Source organism: Clostridium sp. SY8519 (assembly GCF_000270305.1).
GTDB lineage: Bacteria > Bacillota > Clostridia > Lachnospirales > Lachnospiraceae > SY8519.
The window spans coordinates 1,747,396-1,769,854 of record NC_015737.1 but is presented as its reverse complement, the minus strand read 5'-3'; the positions used below and the strand labels follow the sequence as shown (position 1 = coordinate 1,769,854).

21 protein-coding genes are annotated in these 22,459 nt (G+C 46.5%); 1 reads left to right on the top strand and 20 read right to left on the bottom strand.

Features of this window, described 5'->3' with window-relative positions; all coding sequences use genetic code 11:
- Nucleotides 1–715: 715 nt before the first annotated feature.
- Nucleotides 716–1,477, bottom strand: coding sequence for a sulfite exporter TauE/SafE family protein (locus CXIVA_RS08285; protein ID WP_013977562.1), 762 nt, complete (start codon nucleotides 1,475–1,477; stop codon nucleotides 716–718).
- Between the two features lie 32 nt (nucleotides 1,478–1,509).
- On the opposite strand from CXIVA_RS08285, the gene CXIVA_RS08280 reads away from it, so the two are divergent.
- Nucleotides 1,510–2,484 carry a LysR family transcriptional regulator gene (locus CXIVA_RS08280; RefSeq protein WP_148267807.1) on the top strand — a complete coding sequence of 325 codons (975 nt, stop codon included), beginning with the start codon at nucleotides 1,510–1,512 and terminating at the stop codon, nucleotides 2,482–2,484.
- Here the strand turns inward: CXIVA_RS08280 and CXIVA_RS08275 are convergent.
- From CXIVA_RS08275 to CXIVA_RS08190, 19 genes are all read right to left on the bottom strand, one after another.
- Nucleotides 2,462–2,998, bottom strand: a complete 537-nt coding sequence (locus tag CXIVA_RS08275) for a hypothetical protein (protein ID WP_013977560.1) — start codon at nucleotides 2,996–2,998, stop codon at nucleotides 2,462–2,464. The genes CXIVA_RS08280 and CXIVA_RS08275 overlap by 23 nt on opposite strands.
- Nucleotides 2,999–3,131: 133 nt before the next feature.
- Nucleotides 3,132–4,448 carry a flavodoxin family protein gene (locus CXIVA_RS08270; RefSeq protein WP_013977559.1) on the bottom strand — a complete coding sequence of 439 codons (1,317 nt, stop codon included), beginning with the start codon at nucleotides 4,446–4,448 and terminating at the stop codon, nucleotides 3,132–3,134.
- Nucleotides 4,449–4,515: 67 nt separating this feature from the next.
- Nucleotides 4,516–5,376 carry a hypothetical protein gene (locus CXIVA_RS08265; RefSeq protein ID WP_013977558.1) on the bottom strand — a complete coding sequence of 287 codons (861 nt, stop codon included), beginning with the start codon at nucleotides 5,374–5,376 and terminating at the stop codon, nucleotides 4,516–4,518.
- Nucleotides 5,377–5,505: 129 nt separating this feature from the next.
- Nucleotides 5,506–6,714, bottom strand: coding sequence for a CaiB/BaiF CoA-transferase family protein (locus tag CXIVA_RS08260; RefSeq protein ID WP_013977557.1), 1,209 nt, complete (start codon nucleotides 6,712–6,714; stop codon nucleotides 5,506–5,508).
- 12 nt (nucleotides 6,715–6,726) lie between these two features.
- Nucleotides 6,727–7,464, bottom strand: coding sequence for a thiamine pyrophosphate-dependent enzyme (locus CXIVA_RS08255; RefSeq protein ID WP_013977556.1), 738 nt, complete (start codon nucleotides 7,462–7,464; stop codon nucleotides 6,727–6,729).
- Nucleotides 7,455–7,592, bottom strand: a complete 138-nt coding sequence (locus CXIVA_RS14115; protein WP_013977555.1) for a pyruvate:ferredoxin oxidoreductase subunit alpha-like protein — start codon at nucleotides 7,590–7,592, stop codon at nucleotides 7,455–7,457. Before CXIVA_RS14115 ends, CXIVA_RS08255 begins: the two co-directional genes overlap by 10 nt.
- 125 nt (nucleotides 7,593–7,717) lie before the next feature.
- Nucleotides 7,718–8,611, bottom strand: coding sequence for a LysR family transcriptional regulator (locus CXIVA_RS08250; RefSeq protein WP_013977554.1), 894 nt, complete (start codon nucleotides 8,609–8,611; stop codon nucleotides 7,718–7,720).
- Nucleotides 8,612–8,647: 36 nt separating this feature from the next.
- Nucleotides 8,648–9,979, bottom strand: a complete 1,332-nt coding sequence (locus CXIVA_RS08245) for an AAA family ATPase (protein ID WP_013977553.1) — start codon at nucleotides 9,977–9,979, stop codon at nucleotides 8,648–8,650.
- Nucleotides 9,980–10,175: 196 nt separating this feature from the next.
- Nucleotides 10,176–11,504, bottom strand: a complete 1,329-nt coding sequence (locus CXIVA_RS08240) for a hypothetical protein (protein WP_242822897.1) — start codon at nucleotides 11,502–11,504, stop codon at nucleotides 10,176–10,178.
- 44 nt (nucleotides 11,505–11,548) lie between these two features.
- On the bottom strand, nucleotides 11,549–12,283 hold the full coding sequence (locus tag CXIVA_RS08235) for an MFS transporter (protein WP_158309836.1): 735 nt from the start codon (nucleotides 12,281–12,283) through the stop codon (nucleotides 11,549–11,551).
- A 110-nt stretch (nucleotides 12,284–12,393) separates the two neighbouring features.
- Nucleotides 12,394–13,275 (bottom strand): LysR family transcriptional regulator, encoded by an 882-nt coding sequence (locus CXIVA_RS08230; protein ID WP_013977550.1) that lies wholly within the window; start codon nucleotides 13,273–13,275, stop codon nucleotides 12,394–12,396.
- A gap of 81 nt (nucleotides 13,276–13,356) precedes the next feature.
- Nucleotides 13,357–14,532 (bottom strand): type II toxin-antitoxin system HipA family toxin, encoded by a 1,176-nt coding sequence (locus CXIVA_RS08225; protein WP_347475622.1) that lies wholly within the window; start codon nucleotides 14,530–14,532, stop codon nucleotides 13,357–13,359.
- On the bottom strand, nucleotides 14,480–14,749 hold the full coding sequence (locus tag CXIVA_RS08220) for a helix-turn-helix transcriptional regulator (RefSeq protein ID WP_347475621.1): 270 nt from the start codon (nucleotides 14,747–14,749) through the stop codon (nucleotides 14,480–14,482). The genes CXIVA_RS08225 and CXIVA_RS08220 overlap by 53 nt, the downstream gene beginning before the upstream one ends.
- Before the next feature lie 149 nt (nucleotides 14,750–14,898).
- Nucleotides 14,899–16,158, bottom strand: coding sequence for an MFS transporter (locus CXIVA_RS08215; RefSeq protein WP_013977547.1), 1,260 nt, complete (start codon nucleotides 16,156–16,158; stop codon nucleotides 14,899–14,901).
- Nucleotides 16,159–16,229: 71 nt separating this feature from the next.
- Nucleotides 16,230–17,603: an NAD(P)/FAD-dependent oxidoreductase gene (locus tag CXIVA_RS08210; RefSeq protein ID WP_013977546.1), complete on the bottom strand. Its 1,374-nt coding sequence runs from the start codon at nucleotides 17,601–17,603 to the stop codon at nucleotides 16,230–16,232.
- 18 nt (nucleotides 17,604–17,621) lie between these two features.
- Nucleotides 17,622–19,175, bottom strand: coding sequence for an FAD-binding oxidoreductase (locus CXIVA_RS13465; RefSeq protein WP_013977545.1), 1,554 nt, complete (start codon nucleotides 19,173–19,175; stop codon nucleotides 17,622–17,624).
- Nucleotides 19,176–19,187: 12 nt separating this feature from the next.
- Complete coding sequence (locus tag CXIVA_RS08200) at nucleotides 19,188–20,444, bottom strand: (Fe-S)-binding protein (protein ID WP_013977544.1); 1,257 nt, start codon at nucleotides 20,442–20,444, stop codon at nucleotides 19,188–19,190.
- Nucleotides 20,445–20,461: 17 nt separating this feature from the next.
- The gene (locus CXIVA_RS08195; protein ID WP_013977543.1) at nucleotides 20,462–21,907 is read right to left on the bottom strand and encodes an FAD-binding oxidoreductase; all 1,446 of its coding nucleotides are present in this window, start codon (nucleotides 21,905–21,907) and stop codon (nucleotides 20,462–20,464) included.
- On the bottom strand, nucleotides 21,904–22,392 hold the full coding sequence (locus tag CXIVA_RS08190; RefSeq protein ID WP_013977542.1) for a hypothetical protein: 489 nt from the start codon (nucleotides 22,390–22,392) through the stop codon (nucleotides 21,904–21,906). Before CXIVA_RS08190 ends, CXIVA_RS08195 begins: the two co-directional genes overlap by 4 nt.
- Between the last annotated feature and the right edge of the window lie 67 nt (nucleotides 22,393–22,459).

Genomic DNA, 22,459 nt, shown 5'->3' with positions numbered 1-22,459 from the left:
TAGAGCGCGAGACGGGACTCGAATACTCACCGTGTCCACAAACCCAGAAAGGAAGCGGGTTTCCGAAGCACCTACCCTTAGGGCATTCAACAGGGCATTCAAAATCGAACGTCTGTTCTATAACAGCCGAACATATGTTTGCTTCTGTTTCGTTCGGTTTTGACGCCAGCCGGAATGTGACCCGTAATGTGACCGTACAGATTACAAAAGAAATAGCAGAACCTGGTCGTTTCAGAAGCGACAACCACTTAAACTCCGCTCAATACATCTCTTTATCCCATTTTTTCATGCTGTCTCTAACCTATGATATGGGCGTTATTTAATAATCTCTTCCGCCCATGCTTTCAGCTTCTCTTCAGACACAAGTGCTCTGAACCGTTCGCCATTTTTCTCATCTGCATCGTTCTCCGCATGGATCTCATAATGCTGTGTGATATGCCAGATCTTCTTATATTGGTTTTATCAAGATAGTATTGCCGAAAACATATTTATAAGATACCTATCTGCACAACATTCACTACACAAAACACATACAGAAACGACATCACTTGCCCCGCAGACGTTCTGACAGAATTGTGATCTCCACCTTCAGTTCCAACTCCTCACTGCTCTGTCTTTCCGATATATAGATCTGTCCTTTCCAGAGGTGCCAGGTTCCCATTACTTAACCGTCCCCTCTTCTCTGTAGGTTAATAACAGGGAATACCATTTGGTCTTAAAACTGACCCGAAAAAACGTCACTGATAAAAGTCCATAAACCAGAGCAGGCAACGACAGTATAGACAATATATTTTAACTTTTCTGCATCCAGGCGGCCGAATATTTTCCCGCCTGCGCCAAATCCCGCCAATATGCCAACGACTCCAAGCAATATTGGAAGAATGACATGAACTGAAAACATCCCGTTTACTGCACGGATCGTGTTGGTATACAGCGAAATAAAGGACAGAAACACCTGCATCGTTGCTAGATAAGCCAGGTTATCCTTGCAGACTCTTAAGAAATAGATAGCCATAGGAGGCCCTGCCACATTAAAGAGCGGATTGATGACTCCGGTAACTGCCCCAACACCAAGGCCGACCGGAAGAGCCCCTTTCTGCGGATCGGAATGTTTTTTCTGCTTATGCGCACGCCTTGCAGAAATGATCAGATAGATGCCGAGAACAAATAAAAACAACCCCAGCCATTTTTTCAGATTTTCTACATTTGAATTTGCCATCAGTCTTGTGATCAAAAGACTGATAACCACATATGGCATCATTGGAATGATCAGTTTTTTCCACTGTATGTGACGAAACTGCTGAACCACTAAGATCAATGATCCGATGCAGCTGATCACACCTACAACAATCAGAGCATCTGAAAAAGATTGGAACAGCAAAAGCAGAGGCATCAGCAGGGTCGCCAGCCCAAAACCGGAAATCCGCTGAACCAGCGCGCTGACAAAGCAGCATACTATAACCAGCAATAAAACCATCGTTATATATCATTCTCCTTTTGTACTTGCGAATGTTGTTTATTCATGCTAAAAATAGTTTATCGTGTGAAATTATCCACCTTCCTGATTCAAAAGTCCGAAAACAGGAGTATTCCCATATGATCATAAACTACGAATTATATCAGATTTTCTATTATGTGGCGTCATGTGGAAATATTACAGCTGCCGCAAGCCGGCTGTATCTTTCACAGTCCACTGTCAGCCGTGCCATCCAGAATCTTGAAAAAGAACTGAACTGTACGCTTTTTTTGCGCTCCCAAAAAGGAATGGAACTGACAGCAGACGGAAACTATCTGTTTTCCCACGTCAAAAAAGCCTTTTCAGAAATATCCATTGCCGAAAACCATCTGCATGCTTTGGGCGCTCTGGAAACCGGTTTTCTGCGCATTGGGGTCACTGAAATGACGCTGCATTATTACCTGCTTAAGCGTTTGCGGAAGTTCCGTGATGACTATCCCGGCATCCAGGTCTCCCTATCCTTTGAGAAAACAAAACCCGCCCTGTCTGAATTGCATGAAAATACACTCGACATTGCGGTTCTTACAACCCCTGTCCCGGAAGATCCTCAGCTTCTAATTCAAAGGCAAACCCTATGCACCATTCAGGATGTTATGATCGGCGGAAACCGCTTCCGACATCTGGCTGGAAGGAAGGTTGCCATTTCTGAACTGGAAGATGAAGCATTTATCATGATGGAAGAAGGCACCAGCACATGGAAATATGTCCGAAATTATTTTGAACAGTACAACACATCGATCAATGAAATATTCCATGTTTGCTCCCTGTCATTGATCCGTACTATGGCGGAAATGAATATGGGGCTTGGCATCCTTCCCGAGATTTATCTCAAAGAGTACGATGGATCAGATTTGTTTATCGTTGATCTGAAAGAAGCCCTTCCCAAACGGGAAATCTGTGCTCTCACAAGCACAGACTGCCCAATCCATCCCGTTCGGGATACTTTTATGAAATATCTGCTGCAGTAAGACATGCTCGGATGATTTCATCGCCACTCTCAATGGACGGTGCGCTTTTGATTTCAGCCAGAACGCCTGCATAATCAAGCATCTGATTCATCAGCGCATCAATGTCCTTGTCTCCTTCCACACGTTTTGCCACATTCTTGATGACGGTCAGTTCATCGGCAAATCTGTCATGCTTACCGGCAAGTGTGGCTGCGACGAACGTACTGCCGCCCAATGTGCCGGAGTGACTGGCCATCAGATCTACGAGATCATAAAGGTCTTTGCCTGCTGTCCCTGCAGTCGATGCATTCATGATGTTGCTAAACTCGTCCGCAACTCTATCGCCGGATAAGGCCGCCGCAAGAATGGCATCGCCCTCTTCTCTGGTTTCAGCATTTTTTGCATTGATCAGCGTGCCGAGAAGATCAGCTGTCATCATTTGCTCAAATCTGATTTTCTCATCACGGGTTTCTTTGTCCTTCACTTCGAGCAAAACTTTGAATACATCCTGGAATTTGTAAAAACGATCACTCACTCTTCGCCCCTCCTTTTATGCAGATCTCTTTGTTGATATGAGTATATCCCGTTTTGGTATTCTCATAAAATGCATTCTTGGGGGCATATGCCGTCAAAAATGAAATACGGCTCGCTTCTGTCTTCTTTTTGCGTTATGGCTTTACGATCTTCACCTGATAATCACGGTACTTCTGTTCTTTTGCTTTCACCTCCTCCGCGATCTCACCAAATTCCTCAAAGGACTGCATGATCTCCTGCATGTGGATCCAGCATTCTTCCTTCGTCAGGCGGGAATGGATCAGTTCGTCATCCGCAAAATCCACATGAATCTTGCCGTCTTCTACGGTGACGCTTCCCTTGATGCCGCAAATTGCACAGGTAATGGTTTCGTCTCCATTGTCAATGGTCATCAGATTGCCGTGGCAGACCGGACAGGTACCATCAAAGTCGCCGCACCACTTCATCTCTTCTTCCGGCTTACATGCATTTTCTGTCACATTGATGCCTAGCTGATGCACTCTGGCTACCTTTTCGTCATGATAGATTGCCTGTCCTGAAGAGTTAGAATTCAGCACCATGATCTGATCGACCACCTTGATGTGCATCGGATATGTAAAATCATTCATCAGTGTCAGCCCCATGGATGCATACTGTGGGCGAATCGCACCGCCTACAGAGATAAATCCGGCACAGCGCTGTTTGAACAGTCTCTGATCGATCGGTGATCCCGGTTTGTTTAAGCCCATCTGTTCAAAGCTTGCCACATCATGCCACGGACCGATGCGGTCCGTTACGACCAGCAAAGATGCGATCGGTCGGATCAGATAGATCGGCGCACTGATGATCACCGCATCGCTCCAGAGGATACGGTCACGCAGAACCGGGAAGTCATCCTTCTGTACGCAGAGGTTTTCCTGTCCTTTTCCTAATTTTGCCATACAGGCGGTACATCCGGTACACGGCTTGATGTCAAACTCGTTCAGGCGTACCATTTCTACTTCCGCACCTGCTTCCTCTGCACCCATCAATGCTTCGCGCAGCAAAAGCTCACTGTTTCCAAACGGACGCCCGCAGCTGATACCAAGAATCCTCTTCGGCCCTGCCGGCTCTTCTGCTGCAGTTTCTTCTGCAGGAGCTGCTTTCTCTTCTTCCATTGCTTTGGCAGCTTCATCCGTGATCCGCTCCCCCTCAAACGGAGAGCTCCCCATCTTCATTTTGGCTGTTCCGGAAAGTGTATCTCCATCAACGGTTCCTTCCATATGGAACTTCATCTTTCCGATAATGGATTTTAATTTCACATCCATGATAAAACTGTCGCCGTCGATCACGACCGAATCAAAATCAGTTAACGCATCGTCCGCAAAAATCGTTGCTTTCGGCGCACCGTTTTCTTCAAACACATCCCAGATTGCCTCTGTGTTGCCCATCGGTGTTTTCGTAACGACCTTCCATTTTCCGTAAAAACTCATGATACCCATCCTTTCATGCACGTAGGAGACAGGTGACGGTTCTGTGTCTCCTCCGTGCCCCAGTCTTTTATCTCATCGGAATAAAACCTCTGTACTGCAGCAGATTGTCTGTGGTCGGAATGTCTGACAAGAAGATGCTTGCCATCTCATGTTTTGGTCTCAAGTACGGGAAGCTGTCGGTTGACGCCCATTCCGGCTTGGAGATCGCACCGGTTTTTTCCTTGACAGCGCGATGCCAGTCACTCGGACTGTCAAACCACATCTCAACCACTCTGTAATAAACACATCCATTGACTTCCTGTTTTACCTTAGAAGAAAGGATTCTCTTAACCTCATCCATTTGGGCGAATGCCGGGATCACTTCCTCCATCAGCCACTTGTCTGCCTGCTCGGCGTCTGCTGCTTCCGGATATTTTACCAGGAACTGCCAGCGGTAATTCGGGCCGTCTTCAATCGTCAGTTTTTCACCCTTGGTCTGGAACTCCCAGCTCAGCGGCAAAAACGCAAAGATAAACGGCGGCAGATCAAACCCCGGCGCTTCGCTTCCTTCAGATGCTCGCGCATCATCTGCATTCTGCATTGCGGCCATCATTTCCGGTGTGATGTCAATATCCGGGATGATTCCCTGCCATTTTAAGACGTCAGGCGTGAAGGATTCCTGCAAAGAGTTGACTGCAAAATCAGCAGTAAGCGGATTGCAGAGCCAGTAATGCTCGGTCAGCTGATAATTATAAGTACCGAACTCCTCACCGTCTTCCGGTACCGGCAATGCACTGTAAAATGCATACTTGGATACATAAGGTTCAAACTTTGCAATGCTGTCCGGAATATGATGCTTGTACAGCCAGTACTGCAGTTTGTGACGGTAATCATTCTTCACACAATCAATGTAGATCAAGCTTCTCATCGGGTTAAATTCAATTGCCATGATAATACCTCCTAAACAAAAAAGTGGATCAAGCTTTGTATCTAAAGCTTAATCCACTTCTTTTGCAATAGGAAATGCTAAGAGCGCAAGGCAGCTTGCAGAAATTGCAATCAGCTTTTTCCGATTATATCACGCCTGTTCTATTATTCTAATCTGTTCATCCGAATATCCCAGTTCTTCCAGAACCTCTCTTGTGTCCGCACCGATTCCACCGGTCTTTTGGAAGTTCTTCCTGCCATACCCGGAAAAATCAAACGGCGGTCTCGGAATGGCTGTAACCACATCTTCCGGATAATTCACCTCATCAAATGCGCCAACAGCTCTGGCCTGTGGATCCTGCCATGTATTCCGGAAATGATGTGCCAGCTCATGCGGGATATCATTTTCATTCAGTATTTCATCCCACTCCGAGGCAGTTTTTTGAAGCATAACATCCTGCATCCGGTGTGTGAGCGCAGGCACTTTCCCAGACTTATGCATGCTCGTCAGCGTATCCAAATCCGGATCGTCCAGAAGCTCCTGCAGTCCGAATAAATCCGCAAAGAGCTTCCGGTCTTTCTGATAATCATTCTGCATGATTGCGATATACTCTCCGTCCTTACACTCGTAGTAATCTGCCAAAGGATGTCCCGGCAAAAAGCGCTCAACCGGATAGTCCTTTCCATACTGAGGCTGGGCATTCATGACAGCCACGGCATTGCACCAGATTCCTGACTGCAGCAGTGATGTCGCCACCATCGTTCCCTCCCCGGTCTGATTACGGCCAATCACTGCCATCAGGATCGCTGCCAGAAACTCAGACGCCGTCGCGATATCACCAAACGCAAAGGATGGTCTTAAGGGAAAGGCACCAGGAGTCGAGATATCTGTCGATCCTCCGGTGCGCATCCAAAACGCAGTAGAATCGTAACCCGGCTTATTTTTCTCCGGACCATTTAACCCAAATCCTGAGAAATGGGCATAGATCAGTCCGGGAAAACGATCCTTTATGCTTTCATAGTCTATCCCCATGCGTTCCAATGACTGCATGCGGACATTTGAGAGAAAAATATCTGCCCGCTCCAGAAGCTTAATAAATGCCCCCATCCCTTCCTTTGATTTCAGATTCAGTGCCACCAGACGTTTTCCCGTGTTGCACAAATCAAACAGCGGATTGTGGTCATCCTCGACCGGTAATTGATGCCACATACCGGTAGGGCGCAGCAAATCCCCTGCCAGCGCCTCGACTTTGATCACCTCCGCACCGTAATCCGACAGCAGTCTCCCTGTAATCGGTGTTGCCACGACAGTGGCGAGCTCTACTACCTTCAAGCCATCTAACGGCAGTCGTTTGTTCATGTCATACTCCTTCTATCGGTCCCGGATTACACCCAGAGGAAATTCTTTTAACATCTTCTCTTCCAGGAAATCCAAAGAATCCAGTGGACTCAGTCCCCAGTTCGTCGGACAGCTTGTCACAATCTCCACGAGAGAAAACCCTTTCCCGTCAAGCTGATTTTGGAATGCTTTGCGGATCGCATTCTTTGTCTTCGCGACATTTGCAGGGGTATTGCAGCTGGTCCTCTCCAGATAGACCGGTTCTGTCAAGGTGTCAAGCGTCTCACAGACATGTATCGGATATCCATGTTCCTCTGCGCTCCTGCCTTTTGGCGCCGTGGACGCTTTCATTCCAAGCAAAGTAGTAGGAGCCAACTGTCCGCCTGTCATACCATAAATGCCGTTGTTGATAAAAATGACGGTGAAATTCTCACCACGGTTTGCGGCCGACATGGTCTCAGCCAGACCGATAGATGCCAGGTCGCCATCTCCCTGATAGGTAAAATAGAGTGTATTCGGGCGGACACGCTTTAAGCCGGTTGCTACTGCACAGGCGCGGCCATGCGGCGCCGTAATATTATCATATGTGATGTAATCTATGTGGAGTCCGCAGCAGCCGATCCCGTTGATCATGACAGCTTTATTTGCAATATCCATTTCCTCCAGGACTTCCCCGATCAGCTTTACTACCGTGCTATGCATACATCCGGGGCAAAAACCGGAGACTTTGTCTTCCTGAATGGTCTTTGTTCTGCTATATATCAATTCCATCTGTCATTCCTCCCTACATATTCTCGAGCATTTTGTGGTGTGATAGGATACCCTGCGAAAAAACGGCATCCGGCTCTTACTGCTGCTTCGACGATCGCTTCACCGCCTTTCATTAATACTCTTGCCATTATGAAAAACTCCTTTCGTAAAACAAAAAAGCGGATTAAACTTTATATCTAAAGCTTAATCCACTTCTTTTTTTACAGGAAATGCTAAGAGCGCAAGATAGATTGCGGAAATTGCAATCAGCCTGTTACTCCCGCCCGAACACCTTGTTTCCGACAAACGCGAGGAACTTATCCAGTTCCTTGCTCTCGCGGTTCCGGTTCCAGACTAGATAGATCAGATTGTCTTCAAGCTCCTCTACCGGCACCGATACGATGCCTTCATTGGCATAGTCAAAGATTGCCTCAATTGACAGGAATACCCCTTTTTTACAACGCAGGTAGTACTCGATACTGCTGATGGAATCACCCTGTGCCGCGATCCGCGGCTCAAAACCATTCTGTCTGCAAACACCCATATAATACTGATAACCTGCATTCATGTTGTCGCTGTGCATGACGATGAACGGTTCGTCTTTTAATTCTGTAATAGAGATTGACGAATGCGAAGCGATCGGGTGTCCTTCCGGTACGAACACGCAGTTTCTGGTCTTTTCCAGGATTATATAATCCATCTTCTCCTGCAGCATTTCCGGAAAAAAGGGCAAAATACCAAAATCCACCTGCTGATGCTCGATCGCCTTGACCAGATTGACTTCTCCGTATTCCTGAAAATCAAAACTTATGTTAGGACACTTCTCCTGATATTCCAGGATCAGGTTTACGCAGTACTTCGTCAGGCCTTTTTCCAGGATACCGATCCGAAAATCACCCAGCTCGCCATTGTTCGCGATGGTTGCGATGTTTTTCATCTCTGTGCTGTGAAACAGGATCAGTTTCGCCTGCTCATAAATGCGCTCGCCGGCATTGGTCAGCCTGGGGTTTACTTTGCTTCTGGCGATCAGCGTACAGCCCAGCTCATCCTCTAGCGAGGAAATCAGACGACTGAATGCAGACTGGCTCACATAGCACAGTTCAGATGCTTTTGTGAAGTTGAGGGTTTCCGCGAGCGCGATAAAGCACTCAATCTGTTTCATGTTCATGGTGCGCTCCCATTCCTATATACTATTCACAATGAATTATTCAAGCAATGCCGGAAGACAGTATATCGGCCAAAGCTGTATATCTCTATCCTTTTGGATATCGTGCTGAGAGATAATATATTTTCTATAGACATACTTTGAATACTTTTTTGAGAAATCATCCATTGACTCATGCGGTCTCACTCTGGCGGACTTTACTTCTATGGGCACAATCTTGCCTTTTTTCAAAATGATGAAATCGATCTCATAATAATGCGTGCTGGCCGGCTTTGACCATGTATGATAGTACAGCTTTCTTCCTGAGGAAGCAATCATCTGTGCGACAGCATTTTCATACAGATATACAAGATTCTCCGGAAGTCTGTCACTTAGCAGCTTTCGATAAATATCTTCATTTGCTCTGCTTTCATCGTTAAATAATAGTGTTGTAAAAAGTCCGGTATCTGCCAGATAAAGTTTGAACTCATCCTCTGATTTTGTTTGAGAAAGACTGATGCCCGGATTTTTTACATTATTACAAATATAAACGGTTCTTGAATCAAGCAGATCAGATAATCGCTCCAGATCCTTGCTGTTTTTTTTCTTCCCAGTGGCTCTGCTAATGACAAAACGTTTCTTCTTTAGCGCCAACTGGGAAGGGATGGATTCAAAGATTCTTGAAAGTAGTCCGGATGAGTCGATTTTCTTCATATCGTCCTTATAAAGATTGATAATCTCTCTTTTAATAGCATCAATCGTGGCAAAGTCTTTTTTCTGAAGGTACGCTTCTACTGCCTGAGGCATACCGCCTACCGCCATATATATCCTGAAGTCCCGCATAAGCTTTCGATTGGTTGCATCGCCTATGGGTTTTTGATGCTCCGTAAGCTTTTTCGTCAAATCATAATTTTGACTCCCAACTGCCCAAAGGAATTCTTCGTAATCCATCGGATACATATCTATCTTATGTTCCTCCGATGGAATCACGATTCCTTTCACATTCTTTTTTATAGAAATCAAAGACCCCGTCTCTATATAATCATACCTTCCATCAGCAACAAAGTACTTGATCGCCTGCCGGGTTTTCGGGCTCAATTGTATCTCATCAAATATAATAACGGACTCCCGGTCGTATAGCGTGATATTTGTTTCCGCCTGCAATCTTAAAAAGAACAGATCCAAATCCGATACATCCTTGAATACATCCTGCATAGAACCGGATATATTTGCAAAATCTATTTTTATATATGTTTTATACTCATTTTTTGCAAACTCCTCAGCCACGGTGCTTTTACCAACACGTCTTGCTCCTTGTATCAGGGCAGAATATGACCCATTGAATTCTTTCTTCCATTGCAATAACTGATCGTATACTTTTCTTCTGAACATAGATAAAAACTCCTGAAATAATACAAAACCAAAGACAGAATAACGCTCCTCATAATCATTCGGTTTTTTTTCAGTATTATATTATCAATTTCGGTCCGTTTTTTCAGTATTTCAGTTTCTCAAAAAATCCACTATTTCTATTAAATTGAAAAAACAGCACTGGGCTGTTTTTTCAACGAAGGGGATAATGGATATCTTATACTGTACATCTCACAATATACATGCCATCCTGATAGGTCGTCAGATAGATATAACCTCTGTCATCGACCAGAATATCTTCTGTAATGGCCACCTGCGGTCCCGGCAGCAGGGAACCATCTTCGGTATCAAACCAGTTCGGACCTTCGGGATCCGGCGGCAGGAAGTATGCGATCTCCTTCGGCACAAACGGATCGGATACGTCATAGATCCTCAAGCCTGCATGGAAATAGCAATTATAGACGCGATCATCACGTTTCTCATAGCAGTCCTGACCGAACGCATCAAACATGTTGTGCGGACCGAAGACCGCGCGTGTGCCGTCTACGATATTAAAGTTTTCACCATGTGTATATCCTTCCGGCATTTCCGGATACGGGAAGACTGCGATCAGACTCGGATTGGCAGGATCTGTCAGCTCCACCATGCCGATAAAGTTCATCGGCTGTGTCGTGATCTTGTGGAACATGCCCTCCGTGCGATTCTCATCAAAGTAGCGAACCCGCTCGCCTTCGGTCGTAACGATCGCGTACGGTCTGTCGCCAAGCGGCATCGCGGAATGCACTGCCGCGCCACCCTGTCCTCTGCCAAACGGCGGGTTTAAGGGCAGCTTGGAGATCAGATGCGGATGCGCCTTATCATGCACATCGATCAGACAGAAGCCAACATTCGGATATGCCGCATAGAGGATGTCATCCTTTACCGTGATCGCATGCATGCACGGAAGCTTCATAAACTCCTCCGTACCGATCTCCGGAATCTCCTCCGCCTTTTTGTTGGACAGATACTGCTTATCATCCCAGTAGCTGCCAACCTCAACAGGATTTGTCGGATCGGAAATGTCCACGATCCGGATGATGTATCCCATATAGTTTTTCTTGCTGCCGACCACATACACATAGTCGCCGCCATTGTAGAAGCTTCTGTGTGCGCCCGGGCCCTCTTCACATTCAAATTGGCCCAGAAATTTCGGATTCATCGGATCCGTTGCAATGTCATAGATTTTGATTCCGCCCCAGAACGGCATCTCATGTGTCCCGTGCAGTACACGCATCGTGCCGCCGTACATGCAGATCAGCTTGCCGTCACCGGTCTGGATCTTGGCCAGACCCTGTCCGTCATGGACATCCGTTAGCCAGTCACCCTCGACCCATTTGGAAGTGGGGTTAGCCGGATCCGTTACGTCTACGATGTTGAAACCATTGTCACGGAAACATGCCGTATAGATATAGTATCTGCCCTCCGGGCTTTTATACATCGCCATCTGGAACCCCGGTTTTTTGTTTAAATCGGTATAGCCGATGTATTCAGTGTTGTTGAGTAACATTTCTTTTCTCTGACTCATCATTATGCTCCTTTTAAATCTGTTAATCATGCTATCTCTGTCGGTGTTTCCAGTTTATATGTCGTCATAAACAGAATACCCAGTACCGCGAATATAATCAACGGAACGATCATGTATGCGAAATAGATGGAATTAACCGCTCTTACGGACTGTTCTGCAGCGCCTTCCGCATAACCGCCGATGCTCATGATCAGGCCTAATACACCGGTTGCGATCGCGGTACCAACCTTAATATCGATATTAACCACAGATGACGTAATACCTTCTACATGAACGCCTGTATTCTTAAAACTGTAATCAGATACAGCAGCTGCGATCGGTCCTGCCTGTGTCATCAAAAACATCTGGCCAAACACCTGCGAAAGCGGCAGGCAGATCAAAAGCGTGATCAGCGTATGTCTTCCTGAAATGATCATGATGATATAGCAGATGACCGTCAGGATACACCCCAGTGAGAACATTTTCTTTGACCCGATTTTCTTTACCAGGAACGGACAAACCAGAAGCGCAATGACCGCTGCCACTACTGTCACAGCCATCATCTGGGAAAATCCGTTGATGTCGCCGTATACATGCTGGAAATAATAGGTTCCGCCTGCCGTGATCGTACCACCTGCAATCTGCTGTAACAGGATATAGATCAACAGCAATAAAGCATATTTATTGGTGAACAGGGTTTTAAAGAAAACTTTGATCCATGCTCCATATGCCGCCTCCTTATTTCTTTTGTTTTCTTTATTGTAATGGCTATTTGTATGCATAGGAAATGCTTTTCTATTGGCGTTTGTATGCATAAATTGCATACTTCATCGTGCAAAAAAGAGAACATACCTATTGGTATATTCTCCATCGCGAAAAATCTATTTTGTTGTCAAATACGCGCTTCGATAAAAGCCTTGAGTTCCGGAATCTTTTCGTTTGCAATCTCTTTATTCCAGACTAGCCAATGGTCACACAAAGTACTTCCGGCAATCGGTATAAACAAAACATCCTCTCCTGGCAGATGCTGCAGCGCGTCTGTCAGGATCGTGCAGCCGATATTGCAGGCAACTGCAGATAGCGCACTGGAAACAGAATCTGCTTTCATAACGATATCCGGCGTGAATCCATTCCGCAGGCATTCACTCATCACCATATTGTAACCCATTTGGGATTTGCTCTCCCGCAGCATGATGAACTTTTCATTTTTCAATTCCGCGATTTCAACTTCTTCTTTCTGCGACAGCGGATTGCTTCTGTGTAATATCACGCATTCCCGGCTGGTCTCCGTCACGATTCCTGTCATCGTCTGCCGGAATATTTCCGGAAAATGAATCACTAATGCCACATCAATCCAGCCCATCTCCAGCGCTCTGAATATTTCCACTTCTGAATATTCCCTCAGGATCAGCTCCACATCCGGATTGGCGTCCTGAAATCCCAGAATCAGATTTCTGCTCTTTTCCGTCAGTCCATTGTCCAGCATCCCGATTCGAAGGCTTCCGAGTTTGTCCTGACTGGCCAGCTTCGCGATGCCGTTAATGTCTTCGTACTCTCTCAACATCACCTTCATGTGCTGATAGATCTGTTCTCCCGCCAGGGTCAGTTTTGGCTCCGTTTTACTCCGAATAAACAGCTGACACCCCAGTTCCTTTTCCATCGATACGATCATGCGGCTAAAAGCAGGCTGTGATAAAAATAACAGCTCAGCAGCCTTGGAAAAATTCAATGTTTGCGCAAGGTAACAAAAACCTTCGATCTGTTTTAGTGTCATATTGTCCTTCCTAAATTCTTTCAAATCTCTGTCAAAAGTCCAGGCTCACGGCATACTGATGTCTGACATAATTGAATAATATCAATGACAGAATAAATACTCCTCCAACTGCTCCTGTACACAATCTTGCACCTGCTTTGCTATGCTGTTGGCTTTTCTTTTGTCTATCCCGATCTCCTTTGCTACTTCCAGAATATCCGCCATGCCCGGATCAGCTCCATTGCCGTGCACTGTTGTTGCATGCTCTCCTCCGATAGAGTTACTGTATGTCAGATCATATGCCGGTGACAGAACCCACCTGTTTTCCTTTTCCAGATATAGCCATGAGAAATTTCTGGAATGGTCATCCCGATTGTGTGCAAATACATTAAAGCACATTCTGCGATACAGCTTTTCACACTCTGCCATATCATTTGTGAGTTGCAATGTCAAGCGCATCAGCAAGTCATAGTCCAGATTTGGAATACGATGAGATGTCTCTAAGAGCCCTGCAGCAGAAATCATGTGAATCCTTTTTTTGCCGTCTCCTTCACTTTTCCTGTCAAATCGTCTGGTACCAAAATAACCGGAACATTTTTCGGATGGAAATAACCGCACCTTTTCCATGTCAATGCCACACGCTTTCGCACAAAGTGCATATTCATATTCCTGCAAGCCGACCTCCTGCTCATCATTTGAAGAAGGGAATTTGATCAGCCATTCCTCACCATCGATGTTTGTCAGGATTTTTGGTCTGGCACCGCCGGATGATCCGCCAAGCGCAAATAAATGATCCAGATCATCTGTATATTCAGCCTTCAGGATTTTCTGACATGCAAGGGCTGTCTCATCCAGATCCCGTTCCTGCGGCTTTTCTTCTAAACTCCATTCCGGCCTGTAAGTCAACGCCCCCATGCCGGAATCTCCAACGATTGCCAGGCGATCCAGATTGCCAAGCGCCGCAGGGTTATACCCTTTTTTACGCATCAGGCGGTCCACCAAAAGCCTTCCCCATCCATCCGGCAGACTGTCCGCAAATACACCGTGTAAACCGTCCAGCGGATCGATTTTCGGAAGATACAGCTTCTGCTCTAACGGTAGCGAAAACGGGCTGATGGAAAATCCATCAGCCAGCCAGTCTTTGTGATACTCGAATGCAGCAAACCGGTTCTGATACAACGCGAGCGTTCCAACCAGCCTGCCATGGTACAATACGGAAAGTTGGTTAACCCTGCTCACGAATAACCTCCTCAATGGTTGCCGGCGGGATGTCTGCAAATAGTTCCAGCAGCTGTTCTTCCAGCCCTAATGCGATCGCCATTTTCGTCAGGGAATGTAAGGACACTTCTCCCGTCTGTTCAAACCGCTTCAAAGAACCCAAACTGACTCCTGACCGGGCGGCCAGCTTTTTTTGAGAAAACCCTTTCCGGCGTCTTATCTTCGCCAACCGCTTTGCTATATCAGTATTAATTTCATTTGCTGTTTTTACTGTCAAATCAATCATGCTAATATATTAGCCCATTAGTTCGGAATATTCAAGTATTGGATAATATATTAGTCTAATTTAAGAGACTCAAAGTGGCGACCACACATTTTGTAAGTCGCCACTCTTTCATGATATTCCTGATAAAGTTTGGGAAATACTTACTCCGCCTTCGGCGTCATGTTGATGCATCCAAACAGCACCGCTGCAACGATCGCACCTACCATGAATACCAGATAAGCAATCGTAAAGTTCCCGCCTGTTGCGCCAAGGATCGCACCCAGGATGACCGCTGCTGCTGCACGGAATATACAGCTTACCGGGAATACAAAGTTGAATGCTCTCTGGAAGTTTTTCCGTCCGAACAGAGATGCACACATCGATGTCGAGAAGTTTGTGTTTCCACCAAGTGCACAGCCAAGCATTACTGTATAAATGATAAACGTTACATGCCCCGGCAGAATGTTAAGAAGGATCGCGATCGCAAAGAAGATCGCCAGGACAACAGATGCCAGCTTTGTGCCCATCTTTGTGTCTAATACACCCCATAAATAGCTGGCTACGATACCAATTACAGCTGCAATGGAAAGCATTCCAACTGCCATATTCTGCTCAAAGCCAACACCCATTGCGCGTGCCACAAACTGTGAAACCAGACCAACCGTACACATGAATAACAGACCATAGCCAAGACCTGCGCACCAGATGTCTTTGTCTTTTAAGATTCTTCCTACAGTCCACGGGCTCTTGTAGTTTGCCATTTCTTCTTCGAGTGCTTTTACTTTTTCTACAGATGCCGGATCATTATCCGGAAGCAGGCCACATTCTTCCGGTTTATTCTTAATGATGATAACACCCAGAATGAACATGATCACCATAAAGATAAAGTAACCATAGAATGGCATATTTACATTTGCACCAAGCATGATCGAGAAGATTGGAATAAATACTGCTGATGCCATGTTGTTACCCATGGTAGACCATCCCATTGCCATTCCCTTTTTGGTCGGGAACCAGCTTGCGATCAGTGCGGAACCACCGCAGAAGCTCATACCATTTGCAAATACATTAATTAAGATAATACATACTGCCCATCCTGCCATTCCTTTGATAAATGTCAAAGAAAGGAAAGAGATTGCAACAATTGCCAAAGAAACCAGGATTACTTTTTTTGCGCCGACCTTCTGAACAAGTCCGGACAGAACAAATGCCCCAACTACTGCGATCCAACCGCCAACTCCATTCAGACTGAGCATGGCATTCGGATCTGTACCGATCTTTCCGGCCAACGTCGGAAGGATGATATTCATACCGTCTGCCGTCAATGAAGAATTTAAGAACAGCATTACACCGAAGAAGATGATGATCAGCCATCCTCTGACTCCAAAATTGTTACTTACTTTTTGTTTACTCTGTGCCATAACGCACCTCCCACTAAACCATTAAAACAATTTTTATGTCCCACCCAAGGTGTCAATATACAAGATACAGATTAAATACTTTCAATCTCACCATCGATGCAGCGTGCCACATTGCAGCCACAGTTTAATGCAGATTCATAAGAACCTGTGTACATATAATCACCAGAGAAGAAGAAGCCTTCTACATCCCTGTAGTGGTTATCGCGCATCTCTTTGATCGCGGACGGACAGCCGTTCTGCATCGTAAAGTTTGCCTGCGGCGCTTTTACAACATGACCGCCGATATAGTGATCCGGCAGTTCTGAGAAATATTTCTTTACAACACTGAATGTGTGCTCAAGGATCTCCTCTTCTGAAAGATCCCAGTACTTCGGCAACTGATCTTCTCCAAAGTAAAATACACTCATTGCATCTGAATGATCATCCGGAAGTGCAACCGGGTTTCTGGATGACTGGAACATACAGGTGCAGAACGGTTCGCCAAGCGCTCTCGGAAGCAGACCGCCAACCGGTTTCTTACCATCTGTCAGCTTCTTATCAAAGAACAGCGTGGAATGAATGGTTCTGCAAAGTGTTACACGCTCAACCGGCTTTCTCATATATTCAGGCAGTCCCGGTGTGATCTTTAATGCAGCCGGAGCGGTTGTTGCACAGACAACAGTATTGCACTCGATGAATTCACCGGATTCGAGCCTGATACCTTTTGTTTTATTGTCTTCGATCACGATCTCCGCAACCGGTGCGCCCAGATGAACATGCTCTTCTCCGATAATGTTAACGATCTCGTTTGCCAGTCTTCCGAGGCCGCCTTTTAAGACTGCTGCGCCACCGACCAGAACCGTCCATACGATCTGAAGACCAAATGCCACACCACATTTTTCCGGGTACTCCAGCCCCAAAGATGCTACGACCGGCTGTACAAAGTTTTCCAGAACGCGTTCACCGAAATTCTCTTTGACGAAATCACCAAAGTTGCCGCCATCATCTTTGTCACAGTCCATCATCCAATCGGTAGAGCCTTCATAAAACTTGCCGTCACAGTATTTTGCACAGTAACCGACAAACGCATTGAAGTTATCCTCACCCATGTAGTCGATCCACTCTTTGTTTGCAGCCACTGCTTCCGGATCCTCCGGATTCGGGAAAGCGGAAACCCAGTGATTGTTAAACCAGACGTTCATACCGCCACCTAGATCGAACGGCTGAAGATCATCGATGATCCCCATTTCTGTCAGCATCTCTTTTGCTTTTTTGTAGCTCGGATGCACAAACTGCGCATACTCATCGATCAGATACCCATTCTCTTCGTAGATACCCATACGTCCACCGAAGCGATCCTGTGCTTCATATACTTCCACACCATAGCCTTTTTTATGCAGATGATACGCTGCACTCAGTCCCGCACAGCCGCCGCCTACGATGATCACGTTTTTCTTTTCTGCCATTTTATCTCTCCTTCCTTTTTATACAAATGTCATGGCACCCAGGTTATCCGGGTCAACTGCACCCTTGATTCTCTGAATGTGGCTGTAGTATTTATAAACCTTATCGTTGAACATCATGATCTGTTCCGGTCCGCCGAATGCGGCAAAGCCGATTCCACCAAGTGCCTTCTCATAAAGGACCTTTCCGGTCTCGATCGAGAAGTTCATCATCGCACTGGCTGATTTCTCATCATCCATATCGATCATCATAACCGCTTCGTTATGTCCGATCGGCTGCTGACCGCAGATTGCGACATAAGCACCGTCGCCAAGGTCATCAATGGTTTCTTCATTTGCGATCATCCGCTCTTTGATCTCCTGTGCGTACTGCGCCTGTTTGAAGACAACATCGAGTGCCTCGTCCGCGCCCATTGCCACATGGAAGGATCCCGGACCGTTGAAAAGGGATGCATATCCGTCTGCACGACAGAGGGAACAAAGGTGTACTTTTGCATATGGTGTCTCAGCATGTCCGCCGATCAGGATACCGTTCTCTTCTTCCGCGATTTTCTTTAAGCAATCCACTTTATACTGCAAATCACGTTCGCTGTTACCTATCACAACCATAACGGTACGGTGACGCCCCATCTTTAACGCTTCTCTTAAATGCGGGTATTTGACTGCTTCTTCAAAGAACTCCGGCATATATCCACGGCCTGTGATACCAATGGAGAACTTGTTCATGTAGTAGCAGATCTCGCATTCCGCGATCTTGTAGAATGCGTTCGTCGTGGTCTCCCAATCTTTGGTGATCAGGGTGTAGAAATGCATGTTTTCCGGCACCTGAACATCTGCTTCATACAGATTTCCATCGTTCGCGATCGTGTAGTCATCCGGTCCTGCCCAGTGATACAGCTTAACTGCTGCTTTCGTGAAGATACCAAGCGCTCCGTCATATCCGTTAAATCCACGGATGAATGCTTTTGCGGAAGGTCCCGGACCATCTGCGGAAAACCATCCTGCATCACTGTCCGCCGATCCGATGGTGATGATGTCACCATTCGGTGCAACCCACTCACATGCCAGCATATTTCTTCCGTTATATCCCATGGAAACAGATGCACAGGAGCCGCCAAGATGCGCTGCGATACTTGCCAGGACAGATGACTGCGGTCCGGCTGTGGTAATGCAAACATTCATCCCTCTTTTCCATGCTTCTGCCTGAATCGCGCCGCCGACTGCATATGGTTCAATGACAGCGACCATGTTTTTCTCATCGATCTCAACGATCTTATTCATCCGGCGAAGATCCACGAGAACCATATCCGGTGATGTTGCGCCGTTGTGTGCGCCGTAACCGGTGGAATGTGCTTTGTATTTGATCTTATATTTGTTGCAGACCTTTACAAATGCGGATACTTCCTCTGTACTTCCCGGCAAAACGATCGCATCCGGTCTGCACCACCAGATCTCCGGATCCGGACGATGGAAATTAAACTGTGAATAGGTATCACAGATCTGCGGATCTGCCGTGATATTCTCAGGGCCTACGATCGCTTCGATTTCTTTATAAGCCTGTTCATTCATTAACATGACAAATCCTCCTTAATTCATATATTCCAGAACCAGATCGATGATATCGATCACCTTCATATCAGATGCGTTTGACAATGCGTACTCACACATCGGACAAGCTGTTACGAGTGCATCTGCACCGGTCTTAGCTGCTTCTGCCATACGCTCTTTGCTCGTAGCTTCTAACAGATCCGGATTGACTTCTGCTACACCTGCACCGTTGCCGCAGCAGTATGCCCAGCCTTTGATACGGTTCATCTCAATCAGTTCCACACCCGGGATCGCTGCCAGAATGGCACGCGGAGCCTGATACTCTCCCAGATCGCCGGTCCGTACCAGTTCCATCGGGCGGCGGCGTTTGTTCTGTCCGTAATAGTTGTCTTTGAACGGCTCGCTCCGACGTCCCAGATTACACGGATCCTGGTAGGTCACTTTCAGGTCAGTTGTCTTGTCTGCTGTCAGCAAACCGTCTTCGATCAGCTGTGCCAGAAGCTGTGTGATGTGCATTACTTTTACACCAAGATCAACACCATTACGTGGATAGTGGAAATTGAAAGCCATGTAAGCATGCGCGTCAGTAGTCACGATTGTCTTTGCACCTGTTTTTTTCACTTCCGCTGCCAGCTTCTTCGCTGCTTCGATCCCGACTGCGGTAAATCCAAGGTCAAACGCCTTATCCGCTGCAGTCGGCTCAGCAGCGCCGGATACAACAAGATCCAGATTTTTGGAGTAGAGCAGAGATACCAGTTTATTTGTTCTTTCAGCAAGACTCTTGCTGTATCCACAGACATCTCCGGCATAGAAGTAAATGGTTCCGGTTTCTCCCCGGTCAACGCGCTTCACGGAGAGGCCTTCTGACCAATCGATCCGTTCCGCTGCCGGTCGGCAAAGCTGATTGTTTTCATTTGTGATTGAATCTGCGATCGCCTGGTGCTCTGGATAGATCAGCCCGGCGTTTACACACTCTTTTCTAAGCTCCTCGATATTCTCAATGACATCAATGTCTTTTCTGAATACCTTGCAGTGGTAATCGCATGCGCCACACATGGTGCATTTGTAAGCCACGTTCTGTGATGTCTCACAGAGTTCGGAATGTCCGTCATTGATCGAGTAGCCGATCTCAAGCTTTCCGCTTCCGCTGTACGCATGGAAATTGTATTTTGTCATCGCCGGACAGATGTTGATGGTATCCGGGCTGCCCGCCTGAATGCGATAGGACGGGATAAACTTGCAGTTGCTGCAACGATTGCAGTAAAACTGATCTTTCTTATAATCGATTAATGCCATTTTTCATTTCCCCCTTCCTATGCAAACATTCTTCCGGGATTCATGACGTGCTTCTCGTCAAAGAATTCCTTGATATTATTCATAAACGGTGTCTGTGAACTGCTCTTTGCAAAGACCTGTTTGGTCAATTCTCCATAAGGTCTTGAGAAGAATGCCTTGTTATCGAGGAGAATGTTGCCAAGCATTTTTTCATATTCTGCGATCTGATCTGCACTTCCTGCAGCCTGGATCTCAACATGACAGCTTCTGCCCATCATCAGCGGCTGTACATAAATACTTGTGCTCTTCGGATCGATTCCGCATTTTTCTGCAACACATTCTGCCAGTTTGCTGTAAAGTACCACACGGTCCAATGTAGACTGGAAGAAAAGATCTGATCTGTTTTCGCCGATGCGGTCTCTCCAGTAGTTATCCTGCTCTGAGATTCCGTCGATACTAGCCTGTACGGTCTGATTGCAGACACCGGAGATCTCTTTTTCGAGCGTAAGGCCTGCTTCTTTTGCAAGGTCTTCCATATCTGCGATCTGATTCTCAAGATATCTCTCCGGGAAGTACCGGTATCCTCTGACATCGCTTACCATGATCCAGTCTTTCAGTTCTGCTTTGATTCCTGTAATCTGGGCAAATGCTGCCTTATTTACGATAAAGGTATTCTCACCCAGTCTTCGGCGGATCACATCTGAGCTGTAAGCTGCCAGTACCTCCACGTCATCACTCTGTACATATACCAGCTCACACATGCTGCCAATCGGGCGGATCTTAACAGATGCCCATGTTGCGATTGCAAGTGTCCCCTGTGCGCCACTCATAACACGGACAAGATCCAGTGTATACGGGCCCTGTGGCTGGTTGATCGCGCAACCGGACTCGAGCATTTCGTCCAACGTTCCCGGTCCTGCAGCTGATCCTGTCCGGAAAAGTTCTCCGTTTCCCATGACCAGCTCAACACAGGTCAGCGGATCCGGCACATCCCAGCAATGTTTTGGCGACATGACAGGTTCTCTGTCAAGCAGACTTGCAAGAACAGATTTATCTGCCCTTGGAAGGAGCGGATGCTCAACATAATAGCCCCGCTTTGCAAGCTCCTCATTCAGCTGTGCATATGTCACACCTGCTTCGATCAGGCACATGTTATTTCTTGTGTCGATCCGCATGATCTGATTCATCTTTGAAAGATTGATCATGACGGATTCTGTTCCTTCTGCGGGCAGTGAAGATGCATGCTCACTGCGCGTTCCCTGTGAGGAACGGACCACCAGACTTACGCCCGTTTCATTCGCTGCCTTTACGATCGGCTGAATCTGCTCCGGCTTTGTCGGATATACGACTGCTTTTGGTGCAACTGCCGGATTCTTTCCGTCATTGCCGTCTGCAAACGCCTGACAGACCGCCTCATCTGTTACGATCTCTAATGCACTGTCCATCTCTTTAAGTACATCGATATATCTGCTGATATTGCTCATCCCTTTGCTTCTCCTTCCTTCACATTTTCCATTGCTTCCTCTGATGCCAGAAACCGGATGCCTTGTCCCATCACATAAAGCAGTCTATCCAGATTCTCCAGGCCAATCTCATGGACCAGCTTGTTCTGATAATATTCAAAGAATCTGTCTCCCGGTCCCGGTAAATCCAGGCCTTTTTCCTTACGGATCTCAAAAACGCCCATTGTCTGCAGGTTCTTTACGGCCTGAAACATTTCCTCTGCCGTAAACTCTGCCGGTGTCCAATGTGCCGGATCCGCCAGGAACGCAAAGGCCGGTGCCAGATAATAGAGCGATTTGTCCAGCTGCTCCAAACTCATCCCGTCAAGCAAATCACGTTGGAGTGATTCGAAAAACCGCTCGCCCGGTCCCATCTTTGCCTGCAGCCCCGGAAACATTTGCAGAATGCCTGCATCCTGTGCATTCTTAACTGTCTGGAAAATATTCTCTGCAGTTAATCCTGTCATTTTTCCCCTCCTGTTATAAAATCAGTTTTATGGTTCCTGTTTCGACACCTGACTTATGGTGTCGGAT

Excerpts from the sequence above, each read along its gene's own strand:
- CXIVA_RS14115 (WP_013977555.1), bottom strand. The coding sequence starts at position 7,592 with ATGGCAAGAGTATTAATGAAAGGCGGTGAAGCGATCGTCGAAGCAGCA.
- CXIVA_RS08245 (WP_013977553.1), bottom strand. The coding sequence starts at position 9,979 with ATGTTCAGAAGAAAAGTATACGATCAGTTATTGCAATGGAAGAAAGAA.
- CXIVA_RS08240 (WP_242822897.1), bottom strand. The coding sequence starts at position 11,504 with ATGTTACTCAACAACACTGAATACATCGGCTATACCGATTTAAACAAA.
- CXIVA_RS08235 (WP_158309836.1), bottom strand. The coding sequence starts at position 12,283 with ATGCATACAAATAGCCATTACAATAAAGAAAACAAAAGAAATAAGGAG.
- CXIVA_RS08250 (WP_013977554.1), bottom strand. The coding sequence starts at position 8,611 with ATGAACATGAAACAGATTGAGTGCTTTATCGCGCTCGCGGAAACCCTC.
- CXIVA_RS08260 (WP_013977557.1), bottom strand. The coding sequence starts at position 6,714 with ATGAACAAACGACTGCCGTTAGATGGCTTGAAGGTAGTAGAGCTCGCC.
- CXIVA_RS08265 (WP_013977558.1), bottom strand. The coding sequence starts at position 5,376 with ATGGCAATTGAATTTAACCCGATGAGAAGCTTGATCTACATTGATTGT.
- CXIVA_RS08270 (WP_013977559.1), bottom strand. The coding sequence starts at position 4,448 with ATGAGTTTTTACGGAAAATGGAAGGTCGTTACGAAAACACCGATGGGC.
- CXIVA_RS08190 (WP_013977542.1), bottom strand. The coding sequence starts at position 22,392 with ATGACAGGATTAACTGCAGAGAATATTTTCCAGACAGTTAAGAATGCA.
- CXIVA_RS08210 (WP_013977546.1), bottom strand. The coding sequence starts at position 17,603 with ATGGCAGAAAAGAAAAACGTGATCATCGTAGGCGGCGGCTGTGCGGGA.
- CXIVA_RS08195 (WP_013977543.1), bottom strand. The coding sequence starts at position 21,907 with ATGAGCAATATCAGCAGATATATCGATGTACTTAAAGAGATGGACAGT.
- CXIVA_RS08285 (WP_013977562.1), bottom strand. The coding sequence starts at position 1,477 with ATGGTTTTATTGCTGGTTATAGTATGCTGCTTTGTCAGCGCGCTGGTT.
- CXIVA_RS08255 (WP_013977556.1), bottom strand. The coding sequence starts at position 7,464 with ATGGAATTGATATATAGCAGAACAAAGACCATTCAGGAAGACAAAGTC.
- CXIVA_RS08280 (WP_148267807.1), top strand. The coding sequence starts at position 1,510 with ATGTTGTTTATTCATGCTAAAAATAGTTTATCGTGTGAAATTATCCAC.
- CXIVA_RS08215 (WP_013977547.1), bottom strand. The coding sequence starts at position 16,158 with ATGGCACAGAGTAAACAAAAAGTAAGTAACAATTTTGGAGTCAGAGGA.
- CXIVA_RS08200 (WP_013977544.1), bottom strand. The coding sequence starts at position 20,444 with ATGGCATTAATCGATTATAAGAAAGATCAGTTTTACTGCAATCGTTGC.
- CXIVA_RS13465 (WP_013977545.1), bottom strand. The coding sequence starts at position 19,175 with ATGTTAATGAATGAACAGGCTTATAAAGAAATCGAAGCGATCGTAGGC.
- CXIVA_RS08230 (WP_013977550.1), bottom strand. The coding sequence starts at position 13,275 with ATGACACTAAAACAGATCGAAGGTTTTTGTTACCTTGCGCAAACATTG.